This window comes from Tsukamurella soli (genome assembly GCF_039541155.1).
Lineage (GTDB): Bacteria > Actinomycetota > Actinomycetes > Mycobacteriales > Mycobacteriaceae > Tsukamurella > Tsukamurella soli.
In genome coordinates this window covers 29091-47769 of the sequence record NZ_BAABFR010000037.1, presented here as the reverse complement: position 1 = coordinate 47769, position 18679 = coordinate 29091, and the positions used below count along the sequence as shown (strand labels likewise).

At 70.4% G+C, this 18679-nt stretch carries 30 protein-coding genes and 1 tRNA gene; 17 read left to right on the top strand and 14 right to left on the bottom strand.

Annotated elements, in window-relative coordinates; genetic code table 11:
• A partial coding sequence (locus ABD908_RS13310) for a hypothetical protein (protein WP_344996417.1) occupies window positions 1-244 on the bottom strand: 244 nt, incomplete at its 3' end.
• A gap of 451 nt (window positions 245-695) precedes the next feature.
• Between ABD908_RS13310 and ABD908_RS13305 the strand changes: the two genes are divergently transcribed.
• From ABD908_RS13305 to ABD908_RS13290, 4 genes are all read left to right on the top strand, one after another.
• Window positions 696-1430 carry a hypothetical protein gene (locus ABD908_RS13305; RefSeq protein WP_344996414.1) on the top strand — a complete coding sequence of 245 codons (735 nt, stop codon included), beginning with the start codon at window positions 696-698 and terminating at the stop codon, window positions 1428-1430.
• A gap of 225 nt (window positions 1431-1655) precedes the next feature.
• On the top strand, window positions 1656-2528 hold the full coding sequence (locus ABD908_RS13300; protein ID WP_344996411.1) for a chymotrypsin family serine protease: 873 nt from the start codon (window positions 1656-1658) through the stop codon (window positions 2526-2528).
• A gap of 82 nt (window positions 2529-2610) precedes the next feature.
• Window positions 2611-4149, top strand: a complete 1539-nt coding sequence (locus ABD908_RS13295; RefSeq protein ID WP_344996409.1) for a hypothetical protein — start codon at window positions 2611-2613, stop codon at window positions 4147-4149.
• Window positions 4150-4163: 14 nt separating this feature from the next.
• Window positions 4164-4499 (top strand): hypothetical protein, encoded by a 336-nt coding sequence (locus tag ABD908_RS13290; protein WP_344996405.1) that lies wholly within the window; start codon window positions 4164-4166, stop codon window positions 4497-4499.
• Window positions 4500-4561: 62 nt separating this feature from the next.
• Here ABD908_RS13290 and ABD908_RS13285 read toward each other — a convergent pair whose 3' ends face one another.
• The 7 genes from ABD908_RS13285 to ABD908_RS13255 all read right to left on the bottom strand — a co-directional run bounded on the left by ABD908_RS13285 (window position 4562) and on the right by ABD908_RS13255 (window position 7388).
• Entirely contained in the window at window positions 4562-4828 is a 267-nt protein-coding gene (locus ABD908_RS13285; protein WP_344996402.1) for a hypothetical protein, read from the bottom strand.
• Between the two features lie 48 nt (window positions 4829-4876).
• On the bottom strand, window positions 4877-5086 hold the full coding sequence (locus ABD908_RS13280) for a hypothetical protein (protein ID WP_344996400.1): 210 nt from the start codon (window positions 5084-5086) through the stop codon (window positions 4877-4879).
• Window positions 5087-5311, bottom strand: a complete 225-nt coding sequence (locus ABD908_RS13275; protein ID WP_344996397.1) for a hypothetical protein — start codon at window positions 5309-5311, stop codon at window positions 5087-5089. It abuts the gene before it with no gap.
• Window positions 5312-5472: 161 nt separating this feature from the next.
• Window positions 5473-5763, bottom strand: coding sequence for a helix-turn-helix domain-containing protein (locus ABD908_RS13270; RefSeq protein WP_344996394.1), 291 nt, complete (start codon window positions 5761-5763; stop codon window positions 5473-5475).
• A complete protein-coding gene (locus tag ABD908_RS13265; RefSeq protein ID WP_344996391.1) occupies window positions 5760-6437 on the bottom strand; it encodes a hypothetical protein in 678 nt (225 codons plus the stop codon). Before ABD908_RS13265 ends, ABD908_RS13270 begins: the two co-directional genes overlap by 4 nt.
• A 48-nt stretch (window positions 6438-6485) precedes the next feature.
• On the bottom strand, window positions 6486-6818 hold the full coding sequence (locus ABD908_RS13260; protein ID WP_344996388.1) for a hypothetical protein: 333 nt from the start codon (window positions 6816-6818) through the stop codon (window positions 6486-6488).
• 63 nt (window positions 6819-6881) lie between these two features.
• A complete protein-coding gene (locus ABD908_RS13255; protein ID WP_344996385.1) occupies window positions 6882-7388 on the bottom strand; it encodes a hypothetical protein in 507 nt (168 codons plus the stop codon).
• 178 nt (window positions 7389-7566) lie between these two features.
• On the opposite strand from ABD908_RS13255, the gene ABD908_RS13250 reads away from it, so the two are divergent.
• Window positions 7567-8157, top strand: coding sequence for a recombinase family protein (locus tag ABD908_RS13250; RefSeq protein WP_344996383.1), 591 nt, complete (start codon window positions 7567-7569; stop codon window positions 8155-8157).
• A 62-nt stretch (window positions 8158-8219) separates the two neighbouring features.
• Window positions 8220-8342 (top strand): hypothetical protein, encoded by a 123-nt coding sequence (locus ABD908_RS13245; RefSeq protein ID WP_344996380.1) that lies wholly within the window; start codon window positions 8220-8222, stop codon window positions 8340-8342.
• 25 nt (window positions 8343-8367) lie between these two features.
• On the opposite strand, the gene ABD908_RS13240 is transcribed toward ABD908_RS13245, so the two are convergent.
• The 3 genes from ABD908_RS13240 to ABD908_RS13230 all read right to left on the bottom strand — a co-directional run bounded on the left by ABD908_RS13240 (window position 8368) and on the right by ABD908_RS13230 (window position 9801).
• Window positions 8368-9138 carry a DUF4389 domain-containing protein gene (locus tag ABD908_RS13240; protein ID WP_344996377.1) on the bottom strand — a complete coding sequence of 257 codons (771 nt, stop codon included), beginning with the start codon at window positions 9136-9138 and terminating at the stop codon, window positions 8368-8370.
• A gap of 106 nt (window positions 9139-9244) precedes the next feature.
• Window positions 9245-9379, bottom strand: coding sequence for a hypothetical protein (locus ABD908_RS13235; protein ID WP_344996374.1), 135 nt, complete (start codon window positions 9377-9379; stop codon window positions 9245-9247).
• Window positions 9380-9381: 2 nt separating this feature from the next.
• Window positions 9382-9801, bottom strand: a complete 420-nt coding sequence (locus ABD908_RS13230; RefSeq protein ID WP_344996371.1) for a hypothetical protein — start codon at window positions 9799-9801, stop codon at window positions 9382-9384.
• Between the two features lie 60 nt (window positions 9802-9861).
• Between ABD908_RS13230 and ABD908_RS13225 the strand changes: the two genes are divergently transcribed.
• The 9 genes from ABD908_RS13225 to ABD908_RS27650 all read left to right on the top strand — a co-directional run bounded on the left by ABD908_RS13225 (window position 9862) and on the right by ABD908_RS27650 (window position 14910).
• A complete protein-coding gene (locus tag ABD908_RS13225; RefSeq protein WP_344996368.1) occupies window positions 9862-10197 on the top strand; it encodes a hypothetical protein in 336 nt (111 codons plus the stop codon).
• Entirely contained in the window at window positions 10197-10391 is a 195-nt protein-coding gene (locus ABD908_RS13220; protein WP_344996365.1) for a DUF4926 domain-containing protein, read from the top strand. Before ABD908_RS13225 ends, ABD908_RS13220 begins: the two co-directional genes overlap by 1 nt.
• A gap of 63 nt (window positions 10392-10454) precedes the next feature.
• Window positions 10455-10763: a hypothetical protein gene (locus ABD908_RS13215; protein WP_344996362.1), complete on the top strand. Its 309-nt coding sequence runs from the start codon at window positions 10455-10457 to the stop codon at window positions 10761-10763.
• A gap of 20 nt (window positions 10764-10783) precedes the next feature.
• Window positions 10784-11314 (top strand): VOC family protein, encoded by a 531-nt coding sequence (locus tag ABD908_RS13210; protein ID WP_344996359.1) that lies wholly within the window; start codon window positions 10784-10786, stop codon window positions 11312-11314.
• Window positions 11315-11428: 114 nt separating this feature from the next.
• A complete protein-coding gene (locus ABD908_RS13205) occupies window positions 11429-12772 on the top strand; it encodes an AAA family ATPase (RefSeq protein WP_344996356.1) in 1344 nt (447 codons plus the stop codon).
• Window positions 12769-13023, top strand: coding sequence for a hypothetical protein (locus ABD908_RS13200; protein WP_344996353.1), 255 nt, complete (start codon window positions 12769-12771; stop codon window positions 13021-13023). Before ABD908_RS13205 ends, ABD908_RS13200 begins: the two co-directional genes overlap by 4 nt.
• The gene (locus ABD908_RS13195; RefSeq protein WP_344996351.1) at window positions 13023-13283 is read left to right on the top strand and encodes a hypothetical protein; all 261 of its coding nucleotides are present in this window, start codon (window positions 13023-13025) and stop codon (window positions 13281-13283) included. Before ABD908_RS13200 ends, ABD908_RS13195 begins: the two co-directional genes overlap by 1 nt.
• A gap of 32 nt (window positions 13284-13315) precedes the next feature.
• The gene (thrC, locus tag ABD908_RS13190; RefSeq protein WP_344996349.1) at window positions 13316-14383 is read left to right on the top strand and encodes a threonine synthase; all 1068 of its coding nucleotides are present in this window, start codon (window positions 13316-13318) and stop codon (window positions 14381-14383) included.
• Window positions 14384-14388: 5 nt separating this feature from the next.
• A complete protein-coding gene (locus ABD908_RS27650; RefSeq protein WP_425584379.1) occupies window positions 14389-14910 on the top strand; it encodes a VOC family protein in 522 nt (173 codons plus the stop codon).
• Here the strand turns inward: ABD908_RS27650 and ABD908_RS13185 are convergent.
• The 3 genes from ABD908_RS13185 to ABD908_RS13175 all read right to left on the bottom strand — a co-directional run bounded on the left by ABD908_RS13185 (window position 14828) and on the right by ABD908_RS13175 (window position 16616).
• Complete coding sequence (locus tag ABD908_RS13185; RefSeq protein WP_344996346.1) at window positions 14828-15085, bottom strand: helix-turn-helix domain-containing protein; 258 nt, start codon at window positions 15083-15085, stop codon at window positions 14828-14830. The two genes, ABD908_RS27650 and ABD908_RS13185, sit on opposite strands and share 83 nt — an antisense overlap.
• Window positions 15086-15193: 108 nt before the next feature.
• Window positions 15194-16378: a tyrosine-type recombinase/integrase gene (locus tag ABD908_RS13180; protein ID WP_344996343.1), complete on the bottom strand. Its 1185-nt coding sequence runs from the start codon at window positions 16376-16378 to the stop codon at window positions 15194-15196.
• A gap of 153 nt (window positions 16379-16531) precedes the next feature.
• Window positions 16532-16616 (bottom strand) — tRNA-Ser (locus ABD908_RS13175).
• A gap of 57 nt (window positions 16617-16673) precedes the next feature.
• On the opposite strand from ABD908_RS13175, the gene ABD908_RS13170 reads away from it, so the two are divergent.
• Complete coding sequence (locus ABD908_RS13170) at window positions 16674-17642, top strand: NAD(P)H-quinone oxidoreductase (RefSeq protein ID WP_344996340.1); 969 nt, start codon at window positions 16674-16676, stop codon at window positions 17640-17642.
• Complete coding sequence (locus ABD908_RS13165) at window positions 17639-18640, top strand: hypothetical protein (protein WP_344996338.1); 1002 nt, start codon at window positions 17639-17641, stop codon at window positions 18638-18640. Before ABD908_RS13170 ends, ABD908_RS13165 begins: the two co-directional genes overlap by 4 nt.
• Window positions 18641-18679 lie beyond the last annotated feature (39 nt).

Genomic DNA, 18679 nt, shown 5'->3' with positions numbered 1-18679 from the left:
CGGCCGCGCACGCGTGCCTGCCGACAGACCCCACCTGCACCCCCGGCGCGCCGGGCGGCGGAGGGGGATCGACACCGACGATCAACACCCCGACCATCCAGACCACCGCACCCCAGGCACCCACGACGACGATCGGACCCGCCACCAACACCGGCATACCGACACTCCCCACGGACACCGGCGGCACCACACCCGGGATGAGCGTGCAGACCCCGGACTGGCCCACCGCCACCAACGGCTGCATCTACAACTGCGGGACGCCGACGGTCACCCACCCACCAGTCCAGACACAGCAACCGGTGGTAACGCAGCAACCGGCGCAGGCTTCGAGTCCCGCCCCGACGACGATCGGACCACAACTGGTCCCCACTGCAGTTCCCCCGACCCCCTCACGAGTTGTCACCGCCGGGAACACCACCGCGACCGTTGTCAACAGCGACGCCCGCACCACCTGGCCAGAAGCAACCACCACCGAGTACGTGGGTAAAGGCTGGTGGGGGTGGACGAAATGCATACTCGGCACGATGGGCTCAGGCACCGTCGGCGGATTGACCGGCGCGGGAGCCGGTGCCGTCGTCGGTGCAATTCCCACCCTCGGCATCGGAGCCGGCCCCGGGGCCATAGGGGGCGGCGTAGCCGGATACGCCGGTGGTGCCGGTGTCGGTATCGCGACCTTCTGCTAAAGGACAGGATCAATGACGCCCAACACTCCCCGGCGGAAGCTACCCAACCCCTTCGCGCTCATCGCTCTCGTCGCCGCAGCACTGGCGTTGCTCCTCAATCTCGCACTGGGACTGCGGCTCGACACTCCGCAGACATACCTACTACCCGGTCTGCTGCTTTTCTCCGCGTTGACCATCGCCTTCATCCCGTACCGACCAACGGGCGCGCTGCGCGTAAGCAGGCGCATCGTCATCATCGTGGTGTGCCTGTTCATCGGCATGAACCTGCTGGCGGCGGTAGTCGCCACCGCCGTCTACCTGGCAAAGCCCGACTCGGCGACCACATCCGCACCGCACACCGCGGCCGAACTAAGCACCGGATTCAGCACCATCGACAACCCGACTGGACAGTGCGCCACCATCGCCGACAAGGCGCTCGTCACCACCCCCTGCGCCAACCACGACGCGGTGTACGCCGTCGTCACGACAACGACAACCGCCGCTCTGTGCCCCGACGTCGACCGCGTGATACAGACCGGACCGAACCGATACACCTGCGTCGACCTCAACTGGACAGCTGGATCATGCATCGCCACCTCCCCAACCTCGGACCACATCGCCCCGTGTGATCGACCGCAACCCGGCTACCTGCTAGAGAAGCCAACGAAGATCGTCCTCGACCGCACCGCGGAAGCCCAATGCGGCACCGACGGCGGTCGGATCAACGTCCGCCGCAACTACATCGTCTGCACCCAGGTCATCAACTGACCCGGGTAGCTCCGAGCGTAAGTAGTTCAACCACAATCGCTTACACCGCTAACTTGACAGACTCGGGCCGCCTTCGGGACCGGGTCGGGTGAGGATGGTGGGTATGGGCGCTTCCGATGACTGGGACGTTGCAAGTGTCCCGTCCGGTGTGCGGATGTCGTTGCCCGGAGTGGCTCGCCACCGCCGCACCCCTCCCATGTCACCCCTCCGTGCCACACTCACCCCATGCGCACCCACCTCACCCTCATCGCCGCCCTGGTCACAGCCACCGCGGCCTGCACCGGCCCGGCCACCGGCACCGCGCCCACAGCGGTGCAGGCGGGCGCTGGGGCTGGGGCTGGGGTGAGTGCGCCGGAGTGGGTGACTCCGAGCTGGACCGGCCGGCTGAACACGAACAAGGGCGGTGACCAGTACGGCGCGACTCCGCTGCCCGGCGTGGTCGTCGCGCAGCAGCAGGGCACCGCCAGCCCGTACCGGTGCACGTTCGGCGTCGCCGTCAGCGGGCCCGCCGGACCCGCCTGGATCACCGCCGGGCACTGCGACGAGACGCCCGGCGCCCCGCTGTTCGTGTACCCGACCACGAGCATCTCGGGCTCGGACGCCGTGCAGCTCCCGGACACCTACGAGTCCGCCGAGGCGGAGGAGTCTCCGGACCCCGCGACGGGGCTGGTCAGCGACAGCGCCCTGCTCCCGGTGCGGACGCTCGCTCCGGCGGCGACGATGATCGCCGGCCACTTCCCGGTGGAGGGCGTCTTGACAGAGTCGGCGGTGAAGGCGCTGCCGGTCGGCACCACGGTGTGCTTCGACGGCGCGCACTCCGGCGTGACCTGCGGACCGCTCACCAGCACCGACGGGTTGATCCACTTCAACGTAACCGGTGCGCCGGGTGACTCCGGTGCGCCAGTCTTCGCGGTCGACGCGCAAGACCGCGCAGCGCTGATCGGGCTGCTGAAGGGCGGCGACACCGAGGTTGGAACCGCGTACGCCACGATGCTGGACCCTGCACTCTCCCGGCTCCACGCGCACGTAAAGCTCGACCCGTCGGCAACGCACCTCACCGGCACGAGCTTCTCGCAGTCGGTGTCCCCGGCGTCCTGACCCGCGACGGCGGGGGTACGCCGGGCGGTGAAGTCCGTGTCGCCGACCCCGATTGACCAGCTGTTTCGTGTACAACCTGAGCATGGCACCCACTGACATCGACGTCACGGCGTACACGCATCACGTCGACGGCGCCGCCGACACCGTGCACGCGACGCTCACCTACGTCTGCTCCGCCGCGCGTGGCAAGCGCGTGAGCACCGCATGCGATCACCTCGCAGCCGCGGAGAAGATGGTGCGTCAGACCGCCGACGACGGCGGGCACCTCCTGACCGCGGCGAAGCTCCTGACCGCAGCGGTGAAGAAGTGGCAGCACGATCACCCCGACGACGCCACTCTCACCGCCGCGCAGAAGGCCGTGGACGACGCCGTGACGTGGGCGAACACCTGCGAGGCGGCGCTGGACGGCCGGAACACCGGCGGTGACACCGCCACCGCGCAGAACAATCTGCGGATCGCCGACGACGAGGTGGCCGCCGCCCGCAAGCACCTCACCGACGTGATCAACCGCCGCAAGCTTGCGGACAAGGCGCTGGAGCAGGCGTGCGGTCCCGCCATGGCGCAGCTGCGTGCGATCAAGGGGGCGACAGCCGGAACGGACTGGGGCGGTACGGGCGACGGCTACGGCGCTCCCGGCGGCTCATCCGCCCCCGGTGGCACTACCGGCTCCGGCTCCCACACCCCAGCGGCGACCTCGGGCACGGGCTCCGGCACCACCGGCTCCCCCTCCTCCCCCTCCTCCCCCGCCACCCACACCAGCGGCACCGCGGCCCCGGGCAAGTCCACATCCACCCCGGGCACTACTGCACCCGGCACTGCCACACCCGGCACGTCGACCGGCACAGGTACCGGCACTGGATCGGGTTCCGGGTCGGGATCCAACGAGGATGCCGCTCTCGCCGCGGCGCTGCTCAGCTCGTCGAAGGGCGGCCAGTCCTCCTCACCCGCCGCGCAGCAGACGTCCACGCCGACCACGACGACTCCCACCGCCGCATCGGTCCCCACGACGACCCCGGCCCCGACCCAACAGACCGCGGCTGACAACAAGAAGAAGCGCCAGGCGGAGCAGGTCGGCGACGCCGCCCTGTCTGCCGCGGGGATCGGCACCTCCGTGGGGCTGGACAGCGCCGTCATGCCGGTCATGCCGCAGGTGCCGCAGACCTCGACCGCCACTCCCGTTGCCCAAGTCACGCGGCCGGCACCGACATCGCCCCTCGCCGCGCTGAGCACACCGCAGGCCGTGAACCCCAAGGTCTCCGGCACCTCCGTGGCCGGCCTGACCACGAGCGAGGACGTGTCGGGCGGTCGGGCGACTCCGACCGCGTTCACCGAGACCGGCGGCCCCGCCACCACGGTGTCGGAGGCCTCCACCGGTGGCGCGCAACCCGCCACGGTCGGTGGGCCGGGCGCCCATCCGACGCAGGGCATGCCGCAGATGAACCCCGCCGCGTTGGGCGCCGGCATGCCCGTCGGGGGCGCCCGCTCGGCCGGCAGGGCGGAAGAGAAGAAGATCCTCCGCCACGTGGACCCGCAGCTCGCAGAGTTCAGCGGCGAGACCACCCTGGCCGAGAGCGTCCGGCACTACGGAACCATCGGCGTCAACACCGATCACGCGGCCTGACGAGAAGGAACCTCATGAGCGGCAACGACATCGACATCGACAACTTCTCAGCGTTCCAGACCTCGGTCGACGCGATCTCAGGCCTCGGCACGCCCGCGGCCGAGGCCTCCGATGAGCTCGATGCGGCCCTCGCCGAGGTGAACACGGCCTCGGCCGGTCCCCAGCAGCCGCTGGTGCCGGCGTTCACCGCCGCAGTGGCCTCGCTGTCCACGGCGGTTACGGCGGTGAAGGCGGAGGCGGTCCAGGCCGACGCCGCCGTGCACGCCGCGGCGACCGAGCTGCAGCAGGTGGGGCACGCGTTCCAGACGATCCAGCGGCAGGGCGCGGTCTCGGTCACCAGCACCCACTGACCCAGACGCACGACGGCCCCGGCACTCCCACTCGGAGGTACCGGGGCCGCGCCCTTGCCTGCCTACTGCCCGCCGAGCCGGGCCAGACTCCGCGCCTGCTCCACCGCCTGCGCATGCAGCCCCCGCAGCCGTTCGAGCGAGGCCGCATACGCAGCGCGGTCCGTGATGGTCACGGTCGGATCGTGCTGGGCCGCGACCAGCTCCGCGATGGTCGCGTCGAGCTCGGCGGCGCTCTGCGTGACCTCAGTGCTGGCACCTCGCGCGATCGAGGCGGCCATGGCGTCGGCGTGGACGGTGTGGGCACACTTCTTGTTCGACTTTCTGCTCATGGCCGGCACGGTGGCACCGGTCCTCGCGGAGACGGGCGTGGGGCGCGATCAGCCCCTTGGCCAGTCCGCCACTTCGACGACTCGGACCTCAGCTCCGGTTACTCCGGCGAAGGTGCTGAGCATCTCGTGGACCTCTGCGTCGACCTGCTCCCGGGACGCGACCTGACTGCGCGGGCGGAAGGTGTCGGTTTCCAGCTCGGGCACGCGGATCACCCACCACTCGTCGGCTCGGCGGGTGAGCGCGATGTACGGGCGCACTCAGATCACCGGTCGCACGCGACGGAGCGTGTCGCTGCTCATCACGGCGCGTTCCAGCGCCGCGAGGTCACCGGCCTCGACGAGCCCGAGCCACGTGGCCTTCGCCGGCGTCGGCGGATAGCGGCGCCGGAGCTCGGTCCGGCAGACGGCCTGCCAGTCGGCCCGGGAGCGCAGGGCGGCGAACTCCGCGCGGTGAACGCGGAAGCGGTTGGCGTATGCAGTCATGTGCGCACGGTAGCCCCGCATTCAGACACGCGTCAGGTCCGGCGCGAGGTTGTCGGCGCCGACAACCCCTGTCGACCTGCACGTATTCGCTGCCGTCGCACTTACACATCCTTAAGGTTCGGCCAGATTACGGGAGCCCGTAACCTGGCCGACCTGCACATTCACTCACCGAGCACCCGCGCGACCACCTCAGCCCCGTACGTGCGCTCCCACCGCGCCCGAGCCCCGCGCGCGCACCCGGACCAGATCACATCGCGCTCGTACGCGTCGAGCGCCGCGACGGTGCGCGCGACGGAGGCCTCCCGCTCCGCGTAGCTGCGCACCGTGCTCACGCTGATGCCGTGCCGCGCTGCGATCGCATCGACCGCGGTCGGGTCCGCGGCGTACTCGGCGGCGATCTGGGCGCGGGTCTCGGCGTTCGCGACGGCGAACTCGCCGACCTGTCGGGTCACGACGCAGATCGGACGAGCAGACGGGTTCCACCGACGTAGCTGACGACGTGGCCCGCGCCGGCCGGCTGCGACGGCACCCGTGCGGCGGCGAACCGCTCCTGTGCCTCGCCGAGCGACGGGACGAACAGGTCCAGGGCTGGCACGCCCGGTGCACCCGACATGACCTCCACGGTGACAGTTCCGACCTTGACGCGGTGGATCACTTCGCCGTCGCTGCCAGTGATCGGGTCCGTCGCGACCTCGAGACCGGCAGCCGCCCCGAGTGCGGCGGCGAGCCCGGCCGGCTCCGGCATACTGACGAGGATGCGGGTGACGGTGGCGCCGGCCGGGTCCGCGGGCGGATCGGTCCGGCCGGTGCGAACGACGACGATGGTAGTGCCGACGCGGTGGGAGGCCCCCAGCTCGGTCCGCCGCCGCCGCGCCTCGACCGGCAGCCGGTCCAGCGCCGCGGACAGGTCCGGGACGGTGAGCTCGGCGACGGCCAGCCGCGAGTCGCCGGCGAACACGTCGACGGTCAGGTCGCCGACGGTGACGGTGTGCAGGGTCGCCTCGCCGCCGTCCGCGCCGAGGATGCGGACGGTGCCGGGGTCTGCGCCGGCCGCGGCGGCCAGGGCGGTGATGAGCGGCGCGGCGTGCGGGGTGGCGATGTGGATGCGGGTGAGAGTGACAGTCATGCCCGGCATGGTGCACCGGAGCTGCGACAGGTCGCGGGCGCGGCGCGATCAGCTCGCGGCGCTGACCCCGATCCGGAGCGCGGCGATCAAGATGCCGCGTCCGCCGGTGGGCGGCACGTCGAACCCGTTGTCGCGGTACCGGTCCAGTGCCTCACGCAGGTCGTCGACCGTCAGGTCGAGCAGGTGCGGCATCTGGCGCGGTCCGGTGTCGACCGCGATCACGGTGCTGCCGATGGTGACGATCGGCATCGAGCCGGTCGTGCCGCCGAGTCGGGCGAGAGACGTGTGAACCGGTTCGACACCAGCGATCGCGGCCAGAGCGGTGGTGCGCCGGTCGGGAGCGGACGTGGCGACGAGGATGAGCTGGAGCGTTGCGGTCATGGCGGGCATGGTGCCCGTGGGGGTGCGACGGGTGACGGGGTGAGGCGCGATCACGTCAGCTCGTCACACGAGGTGCCACTGGTCGGCGCCGGCGTAGACCCCGTTCCCTCGGGCTTGCGCCGCCGTGAACGCGGCGTGGAGGCTAGCTCCGTTAAGGAAGTCCTCGACCACATCGTGTACGAGGCCTGCACAGGCCCCCGAGTAAACCTGTCCTATCGGGCCCAGCACGCGCACCGTCACGTTCGTGTTCCGCACCGCATCGACGAACGCCGGGCTGCCGCCGTGGCACATGCTGAGGATGACCGCCGGCGCCTTCAGCTTCGGAGGCTTGAACTCCACACACTGGTCTGATTTGTCACTGCTCCAGTAGATCGGCGCTCCGTCGCGGAGGGACCCGTGACCTTCGAGCACGACCAGGTCTGCCTCGCAGCTGCCGAGAACCTCGACCGCGCGGCCGAGTGCGGCCTTAGTGCGGCCGCGGCCGATCAGCTCCACCGCCGGGTGCCCCTTCGCCAATGTGTACAGGCGGGACCCCTGATACCCGACCGCCAACAAGCGCTTCTTCGCCATGCCGACCAGTATCGGGTTCAAGCGAGCAAAACAGTCCGGTCTCAGAACTAAAGTTTCGAGACACCCTGCCGCCCGACGCCACGCGACGCCGAACCCGCAGGTCGCCGAATCTCACAAACAGTGTCAGAAGTCGCGTCTCAGGACGTGGTCGTCGGCGGCTTCTGATACACCCTGCGCCATGACGACTCCTTACGTTCTCGGCCTCGCCCGAGTCAGCACCGAGCACCAGTCCCTGGACCAGCAGACCGACGCCCTCGTCGCGGCCGGCGTCCCGGCCGACCGCATCTACAGCGACAAGGCATCCGGCAGTGCCGGCACGCCCCGACCCGGACTCGACGCGCTCCTCGCCACCGCCCGGCCCGGCGACACCATCGTGGTGGTCGGCGCCGACCGCCTCGGCCGCGACGTCCCCGAGATGTCGGCGACGCTGCGGGACCTGCGCGACCGCGGGATCGTGGTGCGGTCCCTGCGCGAGGGCCTGGACAGCAGCACCCCGGTCGGCGAGGCCATGCTGCAGCTGCTCATCGCGATCGGCGGCATCGAGCTCGCACTGGCCAAGGAACGCCGCGCCGCGAGCCGGGCGGCGCGCAAGGCCCGCGGGCAGTCCATCGGCCGGCCCAGGGCACTCACGGACGCGAAGGCCGCACAGCTGGTGCGACTCGTCCGCGCCGGGGAACCGGTGTCGGCGGCGGCCGAAGCGTTCGGGATCAGCCGCGCATCGGCGTACCGGATCGTGAAGGACGCGGCGCTCGACAGCAGCGCGGCCTGAACCTACGCACCACCGACGCCGCCGTCTGCGCCCTCGCGCTCGGTGACTCCGCGCTCACCGAGTTGCTGCACACTGCGCTCAGCACGGCCAGTTCGCCGACCGAGAAGGCCGCCGCAGTCGCACGCGATCTCCGCCGCCGGTTCGCGCTCGAGGTGCTGGCCGCGTTGCGGGAGCAGCTGGCCTGACAACCGTCCCACCGTCGGCGGCGGCTCAGGGCGTCCAGGGACTGGTGAGGACAGTCGTCCTGGTCGACGTATCGGCGGTAGACACGGTGTACGCGATGTACGCCGGTATCCCGACCAGGATGTACGCGGCGACCAACACCCGCGCCCCTCGGGTCAGGATCAGAGGTCGCGTCCACGAGATGGCTGCCCGGGCGTCGTCGGCGAGGTCATCGTCACCCGACAGATACCTCGGATACATCGGCGTCATGAACAGCACGTACGCCTGGTATCGCAGGTAGTAGCGAAGGACGGCGGCGTTGGCCTGCAAGACCGGTCTCGGCGTGCGCCCGAGCGTCAGGACCAGGACCCACTCGACGACGGCCACCACGGCGCCGCCCAGACCGACGACGTACACCGCCAAGACCGCAGGAACAGCCAGTACCGGTCGGAACAACACCGCCCACCTGTTCATCGTCACCGGCGGCGGGATGTGGACCACCACCGGGGACACACGCGGCCGCCACCGCAACGACGGGTAGTCGCCCGTGAGAAACAACGCATAAGCAAACAGCCGAGCAAGCCAGCCCAGATAGCCGCTCTGATACCGCCAGGCGAAGTCCGGCAGCCGCCCGGTGAACACCGCCGCGACGTACCCGACGATCGTGACCACCTCGGATGCGGCGCCCAGAAACCACAGGACCACCACATGCGGAACAAGCAGGAACACGCGGAACGCTACCGTCAGCCGCCGCTGCCGAACCGCCGGCGCGACGTCGACCTCGACGCGCAGCCCGCCGACCCGCGCGGTGTCCGTCACCTGGGGCACCTCGGGTCGCGGGCACACTGCCACGTCGGTCGCACGGCGACGGTCGACCACTCTGTTAGCGTGCACACCAACATGGCGTTGACGGTAGCGTACGCCGTCACTCCTCGTCCTCCTCGCGCCTCTCCCGATAGCCCTCGGCCTCCCGTTCCATCTCCGCCACGATCGCGGCGACCTCGCGCTCATCGAGCGGTCGCCTCACCCGCACCTCTTCCCACGGTGTGCCCACACCCATGCCTACTCCTCCCCGTACCACGCCGTCGCCCGCACCATCTCCCCGTCCGGCCCAACCACCGTCGCCCGTCCCGCCGCCCGGCCCCCGCTGAGCCGCAGCACGCCGCCGCCCCGGGTCCACGCGCCGAGCAGGTCCGACAGCATGCCCGCCGCGGCCGCCGGCCAGGTCGCCACGTCGTGCACGGTCTCGGTGTGCCGGACGCGGTCCGTGACGACGATCCGCGCCGGGGATAGCTCGGCAGGATCTACGTGGTCACGCCGACCGTGGTAGAGCACCTGGTCGGCCTCCAGGAGTAGGTCCTCGATCGCCATGCCCGTGACGCATCGGCTGACCGGGTCGGTCGCGGCCTCGCGTACGACAGCGAGGAGCCACGCCCTGATCCCCGCCAGTTCGAGATCGAGCTGCACGTCCCGTGAGTCCATGCGGTGCAGGATCGCAGCGGGGTCCGACACGTGTCGTAGGTGCGGTCTACCGTCCCCGACATGGAGCAGGATCAGGACCCCACCGGTGTGCTCGCCGTCGTGCTGACCGACCACGTCGCCGGCACCGGCGACGGCGCGTTCACGGTCCAGAACTGGACCGAGCACGTCTACGGGGATCTGCTCGAATGGGCGGTCGGTTTCCGTGAGGACATCGGCGGTGAGTTCCGCTGGTCCGGGACCGTCCTCGCTGGCACGGTGCAGGTACTCGGCCCGGAAGGCGTCGAGCTGGCACGCCTCAGCTGGGAGACCGCGCCGCTGCCGTCCGGCTACATCCGGGTCTCGCCGGCGGGCGGCCTCGACGCCGAGCTCGCTGCTCTCCTCGGCGGGCAGCGATGATGTTCGCAGAACACGAAGTAGTCATCCTGGTGCGCGACCTACCCGCGGACGGTCTGACCGCGGGCACCCTCGGGACGATCGTCCACGTCTACGACGACCACACCTTCGAGGTGGAGTTCGTCACCGCGGGCGGTGGCCGCACCCTGGCCGTCACCACCGTCGATGCGGCCGACCTGCGCCCCCACACCGAGTAACCCACGAGACGGAGTAGCGCGCTCCACCCCGTGCTTGTCGCAGGCCGGTGACATCCTCGGCGCATGGGTGAGATCAGGGAGTACCTGGAAGCCAAGCAGATCCAGGCGCAAGCGGCAGCCGAGGCGAGCGGAGCGGACGCCGACCGCGCCACCGTCGCGTGGTACCGGAACACTCTGCGCCACCTCGACGAGACAGAGACCGCGATGACCGCGATCCGGGAGCAGGTCCTCGCCATGGTACCGGTCCCGCCGACCCGCGACGTCGTCACCGGCAGCGCGATCGCCGAGGCACTGGAGCAACTGCTCGCCGAGGTGCGCGCCGCCGCTGCGGCGATCCCTCCGCCGCGGAAAACGCGTGGAAACCTGTCGTAGGGCCCGCGCACACTGACCGCATGCTCGAGCCTCCCGATCCCGCCGACGCAGCCCGTCTCAACACCGCGGCCGAAGCAGCCGCAGGTCGGGCACTCTCGCGCGTGAACGTGGCCCGCGGTCGGCGGTACGGCGCGGGTGCGGCTGCCGGACGGCGGCGAGTGGACCAGCGGCGTGATCCAGAAGATCGAGAAGATCAGGTGAACGTCGGCATCACCGAGATCACGCTGCTCACCAACGACGTCGCCCGCACCGTCGCGTTCTGGGCCGCGGTGTTCGGTGTGGAGCCCGAGGATCTCGGCGTCGATCAGTGGGGCCGGGAACGGTGGCGGATCACGCCCGCCAACGGACCGGCCGTGCTGGTCGCGCCCGCGCCCGCCTACCACTTCATCACCCGCGTAGATATGCACGTCACGGTGGACACCGGTGCAGCGGACCGACTCCGGGCGATCGGGGCGGAGGTGTCACTGCCCGGCTGGCCGCTCAGCGCCGTCGACGCGAACGGCACCGACAGCGACGTGCACATGACCGTGCAGGATCCGCCCGACCCGTAATCCCGTCGCGACCTGTCGTACCCGCCGCCCATACTCCTGTGCATGCTCACCTCTCCTCCTCTCGCCCAGCGCCGACGCCGGCGACTCCACCGCGCGCCCACCTGAGAGGACACCATGACCATCGACACCGAACCCGCCCCCATCACCGACGTCGCCTCCTGGTTGGAGGCGACCGGCGAGCGCCGCGCTCTGCAGGCCCTCGGCGAACTGCTGCTCGGCGTGACCGCGGTGGGCACCTCGGAGACGGCGGACCGGTTCACCGCGCGGTGCCTGAACGTGCCGGGGGTCAGTCACCTCGCAGTAGAGGAGCGTCCGCTCGACCCGGTTGCGCGCGTGACGGTTCCGCTCGCGCTGAGCGAGTGGATGCAGCAGCACGGCGGCGCGATAGAGGTCGGCCCGTTCCGCCATTCCGAACCTCCGCAGTGGACGCAGACCGAGGTCGGCGACACGACGTACCGGCACCCGAAGAGGCTGCGCGTGTTCTTCCCCGCCGGCACACTGCTCGACGGCAAGGGCGTGGTGCTCGGCGTGGAGAACCGCGACAGCACGCTCGACGACGCACAGATCACGGCCAGCGTCGCACCCGAACACCGGGCCGCGGTGCAGCCGCTGCTGGACCGCCTGTTCACCCGCGCCGAGCAGCTCAACCCCTACCGCGGAAAGGCAATCCGCGCCACCTACGTCCGCGGCGGGTTGAGGCTCACCGTCATCGACCTCCCGGCGATCACCCGGGAGACCGTGATCGTCCCGCCGGAGGTGTGGCAGGAAGTCGACCTCGGCGTCACCGCGGTACGCGACCGCCACCAGCTGCTCAACGTGCACGGCCTCGGCACCCGCCGCGGGATCCTGTTGGTCGGGCCTCCCGGCACCGGGAAGAGCGCAGTCAGCGCGGTGATCGCGGGCGAGGTGCTCGGCGAGTTCACCGTCATCTACGTGGAGGCACGGGCCGGCGCGGAGCTGCTCACCGCCGTGGTCGAGCAGGCGCAGAAGCTCGGCGGGCCCGTTCTGCTGGTCTTGGAGGACGTGGACCTGTGGTGCCGCGACCGTGCCCGCGGCAGCAGCGGACTGTCGGAACTGTTGCAGGCCATGGACATCGCCAGCGACGCGCGCATCCTCACCCTCGCAAGTACGAACGACGCTGCAACGCTCGACCGCGCGGCCGTGCGGACCGGGAGGTTCGATTCGATCGTCGAGGTCGGCCACCCGGACCGGGATGCGGCCACGGCGATCCTCACCGCGCTCGTCTCGGGGCTGCCCGGCGGTACCGGAGTGGACTGCGACACGGTGGCCGGTGCGCTCCCCGCTGAGACCACCGGCAGCGACCTGCGGGAGATCGTCCGTCGCGCCGTGCTCACGGCCGGTGACACCGGCCAGGTGACCACGAACGGGCTGCTGGCCGAGGTCCGCGGCGGGCGGTACCAGGCGCAGCTGCCGGCCGGCGCGGGAGCGTACCTGTGACCTGCATCGTCTCGGCGGCGCCCGACCCGGACGGGTACGCCACCCGCATCACCCTCACCACCATCGTCCGGCGCGGCGGGCCGGATCGGCTCGGCGCCCTCGCCCTGCAGCTCGCCGGGCTCCCGCCGGAGACCCCGGTGCGGATCAGTCTGTTCGACGGGCCCGCGACGCGCATCCACCGCGTCGAGGTCCAGGACATCGGCGGGGAGTACGCCGTGGTGCTGGTACCGGAGGAACCGGAGGTCATCTGATGCCCGAACCCAATCCATTCCTGACCGTCGGCGCACTGCGCGCGCTGCTGGAGGGCTGGCCCGACGACCGCCCCGTCATGGTCGGCGACTTCGGCGGACCGGTGCGTCGTGTGCTCCACAGCTGTCACGAGACCGTGCTCGGTGACCGCACTGTCGCGGGCCTGCCGAGCGAGTACCTGCAGCCCGAACCGGGCGAGCTCCCGCCGCTGCCCACGGAGCCCGTGGAAGCGCTGGTGCTGCGTGGCGAACTCGCACCGTGACCCCGCGCCCCTCCCGAGGAGAATCCTTCCGCATGACCCCCACACACCGTCCCTGGCCCGGTCTCATCCACGCCTACCGTCACCGCCTGCCCGTCCACGACGACTGGCGGGTGGTGACGCTACGCGAGGGCGCGACGCCGCTGCTGCCGGCGCGGGCGTTGTCCGAGCTGACCGGGTGCGAGGTGCACCTGAAGGTGGAGGGCCTCAACCCCACCGGCTCGTTCAAGGACCGCGGCATGACCATGGCGGTCACCGAGGCCCTCGCCACCGGCAAGAAGGGTGTGCTGTGCGCGTCCACCGGCAATACCTCGGCCTCCGCCGCGGCTTACGCGTCGATCGCCGGGCTGGAGTGCGCGGTGCTGGTGCCCAAGGGCAAGATCGCGATGGGCAAGCTGGCGCAGGCGGTGATGTACGGCGCGCGGATCATCGAGGTGGACGGCAACTTCGACGACTGCCTCGAACTCGCGCGCAAGACCACGGCGGAGTACTCGTCGATCGCGTTGGTGAACTCGGTGAATCCGGTGCGGATCGAGGGGCAGAAGACGGCTGCGTTCGAGATCGTGGACGCGTTGGGTAGGGCGCCGGATGTGCATGCGCTGCCGGTCGGGAACGCGGGCAACATCACCGCGTACTGGCGGGGTTACAGCGAGTATCACGCGGACGGGATCATCGCGGCGCGGCCGCGGATGCTGGGCGTGCAGGCGGCCGGGGCGGCGCCGCTGGTGCTCGGGGCGCCGGTGAAGGACCCGGAGACGATCGCGACGGCGATCCGGATCGGCAGTCCCGCGTCCTGGAATCAGGCCGTGGCCGCGAAGGAGGAGTCGGGCGGGCAGTTCCGGGCCGCGACCGACGAGGAGCTGCTCGACGCCTACCGGCTGGTCGCTCGCACGGAGGGGGTGTTCGTGGAGCCGGCGTCCGCGGCGTCGGTCGCGGGTCTGCTGGCCGCGACCGGGGACGGGTGGATCGAGCGCGGCTCGCTGGTGGTGTGCACGGTGACCGGCAACGGTTTGAAGGACCCGCAGACCGCGATGGCAGACGGGGTGCGCAGCGTGACGGTGGGAATCGATCCGGTGGCGGTGGCGGTGGCGATGGGACTGTGACCTAGATCAGCCTGCTCGTCCTCTACGTCCGCGACCTCGCCGAGTCGGTCCGCTTCTACCAGACACTCGGCCTGCACCTCGTCGAGGAGCAGCACGCCGACGGTCCCGTGCACTACTCCGCCACGCTCGACGGCACCGTGCTAGAGCTGTACCCCGCCCCGCCCGGCGTGCCGCCGTGCCGGGTGCGGATCGGCCTGCGCGTACCCGACCCGGCCGAGGCGATGGAGCGACTGCGCGCGGCGAGGTTCACGGTGAAGCGACCGGGACTGGCGGTGGATCCGGATGGGAACCGGATCGTGATCGGGTGGGGAGGGTGTCGGCACTACCTCCACCTTCGCGGGTTTCCGTCACCCTGCCTGTCCTGCGGCGATACACCGCGGCGGGTCGATACCCTAAGCAGTGCTGAGGGTATCGGCCGCGATTCAGTGCTCTTCTCCCGACGGTTCAGGCCGCCGAGTCCCCGCGCTGCAGCCGCTCGATCTCCGCCGCGGGGATCAGCACACGGCGTCCGAGCCGAGTGCTCTTGACCGAGCCACGGTTGATGAGGTTGTAGAGGTGGGCGCGGGAGATCCGCAGCACCTCCACCGCCTCGGGGATGGTGTACAGAGTGCGGGCAGGCTGGGCGGGTTCCGGCGCCGCGCTGCGGGCGGCGAGGAACTCCGCGAACGCCGCAGCGAGGGCGGCGGGATCGGTGTCGTTCATGTCCACGATCGTCTCCCCCGCCTACGACGTTCGCCACTGTGCCCGCACGACACGCCGAACGACGAACGGCACCGGACGGGATCCGGTGCCGTTCAGGTGTTGAGACGCCTACCCGGTGGGCTTGCTCAGCAGTTCGGCAGCCATGGTGAGTGACGGCCCCTGCGGGTGCACGTAGGTGCGCATCGCGAGCACGCCTCCATCGGCGTGCCCCAGCCACGCCGCGATCATCGTGACCGGCGCGCCGCGGAGGTTCAGCAATGACGCCGCGGTGTGTCGCGACGCGTGCAGCCGGCGGTGCGGCAACTTCGCCTCGTCGAGAGACCGCTTCCACCAGCAGTTCAAGGTGCGGGGGCTGGGCGGCCGGCCGAACTCGTGGGCGACCACGTGGCCGTCCCGTTCCCCTTCCCACAGGTGACCGGCGGCGAGCTTCATCCGCCGCTGTTCCCGGCGCACCCGCTTGAGGATCGGCAGGACGTGCGGCGGGATCGGCAACATACGCGTGGAACTCACCGTCTTCGCATCGTCCTGGTCGATGATCGCGCCGGTGACCGCGACACGAGTCGCCCGCACCGTCAGAGTCGGTTCCTCGGCGTCGAGATCGACCGAGCTCCAGCGCAGTCCACTGATCTCACCGCGGCGCAGACCGAGCAGCGCGAGGTGCACGAACAGCTCACGCTTCCGTGCGTGATCGTCGGAGCCCTCCGCGTGTGCAGCGATGAGCTGATCCACCTCGTCCTCGGTGAGCGAGTCGTCGGTCTTCATGGCGGGCGTACCGCTCGGCTTCCGCAGCGGTTCCACCAACGCGACGACGTTCCGGGCGAGCACGCCCTGCGCATGCAGATCGGCCCACACGGACCGCCACCGCGCAAGCATCGGATTGATACTTGTGCGGGACCAGGTTCCACGCTCCCCGGTGCCGGTCCGCAGCTCGGTCACGAGCTGCTCCACATCACGCTTCGTGATCTTCTGCGCGAGCACGTCACCGTACTTCTCGATCACCGGTCCGAGCGCGAAACGGTAGGCCGCCGCGGTCGTCGGCTTCGTGCGCGCCGCCTTCGCGTCGAGCCACGCCTCGCACGCCTGCTTCACAGTGATGTCCGACGGCGCCGCGTGCGTCCCCTGCGCGAGCTCCGACGAGACCGTCGTATACCACTTCGTCGCCTCGGCCGGCGTCTTGAAACGGCGCTTGTGCTGGAAGCGCGAACCGTCCGCACGCGCACCGTGCACGCGCACCTCGTAACGGGCGCCGCGTGCGGTGTCCACGCGCTCCATGTAGTTGGGCAGTCGAGCCATACGAAAATCCCACCTTGCGGATAGCCGGAGAGCCAGCCACAGGCCTCGACACGCCGAACCACGGCCGGAACAATTCCCAGCGGTGTGGGTCAATCTGGGTCAATCTCGGCGCTCGATTCCCATTGGCGGGAACCGAAAACCCCGATCTACCTGCGGAAGCGACAGGATTTGAACCTGCGAGGGTGTTACCCCTGCTCGCTTTCAAGGCGAGTGCATTCGGCCGCTCTGCCACGCTTCCCTCAGCTGGGATGGTACCGGACCGGCTGGGGGCGGCCCCGTGTGCTACCCATGAACCATGCGCGCGATCGTCGTGAACGAGACCACCCGGGAGCTACGGATCGGCGAGGTGCCCACTCCGCAACCGGGTACGGGTGAGGTGCTGGTCAAGGTGGCCGCGGCGGGCGTGAACCGCGCGGATCTGCTGCAGCGCCGCGGCCTGTATCCGCCGCCGCCCGGGGTCACCGACATCATCGGCATGGAGGTCTCCGGCACCGTCGAAGCCGTCGGCGAGGGCGTCGACGGGCACGCGCCCGGCGACACGGTGTGTGCGCTCATCGCCGGCGGAGGGTACGCCGAGTACGCCGTCGTCCCCGCCGGCCAGCTGCTGCCGGTCCCGGACGGGCTCGACACCGTCGACGCCGCGGCACTGCCCGAGGTCGCCTGCATGGTGTGGTCCAACCTCGTGATGGAGGCCGGGCTCGGCGGCGGCGAGACGGTATTGATCCACGGCGGCGGCAGCGGGATCGGGACCCACGCGATCCAGGTCGCCAAGGCCCTGGGAGCGACGGTGGCGGTCACCGTCGGCTCGGAGGCGAAGGCGCAGCGCTGTCGCGAGCTGGGCGCCGACATCGTGATCAACTACCACGAGCAGGACTTCGCAGAGGTACTCGCCGGCCGGGTCGACGTGATCCTCGACATCATCGGCGCGAAGTACCTGCAGCGCAACGTCTCCGCGCTCGCTGTCGGCGGGCGACTGGTGATCATCGGCATGCAGGGCGGCGTGGCGGGCGAGCTGAACATCGGCATGCTGATCGGCAAACGCTGCCGCGTGATCGGCACCAACGTACGGAACCGCCCGCTCACCGGTCCCGGCTCCAAGGCCGCGGTCGTCGCCCAGGTCCAAGAGCACGTGTGGCCGATGATCGCGGAAGGGACTGTTCGGCCGGTGATCTCGGCTCGTCTCCCGCTTGCCGACGCCGAGGAGGGGCAGGCGCTGCTCGACTCGGCGGATTCCGTCGGCAAGGTCCTCCTGCTCCCCGCATGACGGACACCGACGATCTGGCCGCACGCCTGCTCGAGGCGCACCTCGCCTTCGAGCGGGATCAACTGCGCGGCAGCAATTATCATGCACTCGTGCTGGAGGAGATCGAGCACGCACTGGAGACGGCATCGACGGTGACGCTGGCCGAGGCCGTGACACCTGCGATGATCCGCGCGACAGCACTGAAGTACGCGGCGCAGGTCCCCGTCGAGGGCGCGATCCCCGAACTGGTCGGCGAGATCGCCGCTCGGCTGTACCGCCATCGCGCCAACGACGAGAACACCGTGGCGCAGATCGTCGACGCCCACGAGTTCGAGGGCCTCGCCGCCGCGATCGCCGAGCTCGACGTGACCCGCCGTGTCGCGGAACGCATCTGGACCAGCCCCACGACTGCCGACGCCGCCGTCGCCGCGCTCGCGCACACCGCTGTGGCCGTCGCCGACGACGGTCGCGCGCTGCTCGACCGGCATGCCGCCACCCGGGCCGCGCGACGGCTCGTAGCCCGCCTCCGCCTCCCGACCAGCGAACGCACCGCGCTCCAGGACCACACCGAGAACGTGCTGCGCCGCGCCGTCACCTTCGTCCTCGAACGTGCGGCCGGAGCGGATGCCCCGGACATCACCGGTGCCGCCCGCGATCTGTGGCGGCGGCACCGCTCGGACACCGTCGCCGGCTTCCGCGATCTCGTCTCCGACGACGACGTCGACGCCGTCGTGGTGGCGGTCTTCGAGTTCTGGCGGACGTTCCGCAACACCGACTACTTCGCTTCACTGCTCGGGAGCGGCGTCGACTACGTCTTCGAGAAGTACGGCGACACACCGCTGTACGAGCTGCTGGAGGAGCTCGGGGTGGGCCGCGAGGACATGATCGAGGAGGCGCTGCGGTTCGGGCCGCCGGTGATCGGGATGCTCGACGAGCGCGGCCTGCTCGAGCCGCTGCTGCGCCGCCGGCTCGCGCCGTTCTACGCCTCCGACGAATTCCGCGCCGCCGCAGAATCGTGACCCACGGTCGATCGCTTCCGCGCCGAGCTGCGGCCGGTC

Coding starts and splice junctions, on each gene's coding strand:
- ABD908_RS13165 (WP_344996338.1), top strand. CDS start 17,639: ATGACGGACACCGACGATCTGGCCGCACGCCTGCTCGAGGCGCACCTC.
- ABD908_RS13185 (WP_344996346.1), bottom strand. CDS start 15,085: ATGAACGACACCGATCCCGCCGCCCTCGCTGCGGCGTTCGCGGAGTTC.
- ABD908_RS13305 (WP_344996414.1), top strand. CDS start 696: ATGACGCCCAACACTCCCCGGCGGAAGCTACCCAACCCCTTCGCGCTC.
- ABD908_RS13170 (WP_344996340.1), top strand. CDS start 16,674: ATGCGCGCGATCGTCGTGAACGAGACCACCCGGGAGCTACGGATCGGC.
- ABD908_RS13235 (WP_344996374.1), bottom strand. CDS start 9,379: ATGGGTGTGGGCACACCGTGGGAAGAGGTGCGGGTGAGGCGACCGCTC.
- ABD908_RS13295 (WP_344996409.1), top strand. CDS start 2,611: ATGGCACCCACTGACATCGACGTCACGGCGTACACGCATCACGTCGAC.
- ABD908_RS13220 (WP_344996365.1), top strand. CDS start 10,197: ATGTTCGCAGAACACGAAGTAGTCATCCTGGTGCGCGACCTACCCGCG.
- ABD908_RS13215 (WP_344996362.1), top strand. CDS start 10,455: ATGGGTGAGATCAGGGAGTACCTGGAAGCCAAGCAGATCCAGGCGCAA.
- ABD908_RS13180 (WP_344996343.1), bottom strand. CDS start 16,378: ATGGCTCGACTGCCCAACTACATGGAGCGCGTGGACACCGCACGCGGC.
- thrC (WP_344996349.1), top strand. CDS start 13,316: ATGACCCCCACACACCGTCCCTGGCCCGGTCTCATCCACGCCTACCGT.
- ABD908_RS13250 (WP_344996383.1), top strand. CDS start 7,567: ATGACGACTCCTTACGTTCTCGGCCTCGCCCGAGTCAGCACCGAGCAC.
- ABD908_RS13195 (WP_344996351.1), top strand. CDS start 13,023: ATGCCCGAACCCAATCCATTCCTGACCGTCGGCGCACTGCGCGCGCTG.
- ABD908_RS13230 (WP_344996371.1), bottom strand. CDS start 9,801: ATGGACTCACGGGACGTGCAGCTCGATCTCGAACTGGCGGGGATCAGG.
- ABD908_RS13210 (WP_344996359.1), top strand. CDS start 10,784: ATGCTCGAGCCTCCCGATCCCGCCGACGCAGCCCGTCTCAACACCGCG.
- ABD908_RS13265 (WP_344996391.1), bottom strand. CDS start 6,437: ATGACTGTCACTCTCACCCGCATCCACATCGCCACCCCGCACGCCGCG.
- ABD908_RS13260 (WP_344996388.1), bottom strand. CDS start 6,818: ATGACCGCAACGCTCCAGCTCATCCTCGTCGCCACGTCCGCTCCCGAC.
- ABD908_RS13225 (WP_344996368.1), top strand. CDS start 9,862: ATGGAGCAGGATCAGGACCCCACCGGTGTGCTCGCCGTCGTGCTGACC.
- ABD908_RS13275 (WP_344996397.1), bottom strand. CDS start 5,311: ATGACTGCATACGCCAACCGCTTCCGCGTTCACCGCGCGGAGTTCGCC.
- ABD908_RS13300 (WP_344996411.1), top strand. CDS start 1,656: ATGCGCACCCACCTCACCCTCATCGCCGCCCTGGTCACAGCCACCGCG.
- ABD908_RS13255 (WP_344996385.1), bottom strand. CDS start 7,388: ATGGCGAAGAAGCGCTTGTTGGCGGTCGGGTATCAGGGGTCCCGCCTG.
- ABD908_RS13285 (WP_344996402.1), bottom strand. CDS start 4,828: ATGAGCAGAAAGTCGAACAAGAAGTGTGCCCACACCGTCCACGCCGAC.
- ABD908_RS13290 (WP_344996405.1), top strand. CDS start 4,164: ATGAGCGGCAACGACATCGACATCGACAACTTCTCAGCGTTCCAGACC.
- ABD908_RS13205 (WP_344996356.1), top strand. CDS start 11,429: ATGACCATCGACACCGAACCCGCCCCCATCACCGACGTCGCCTCCTGG.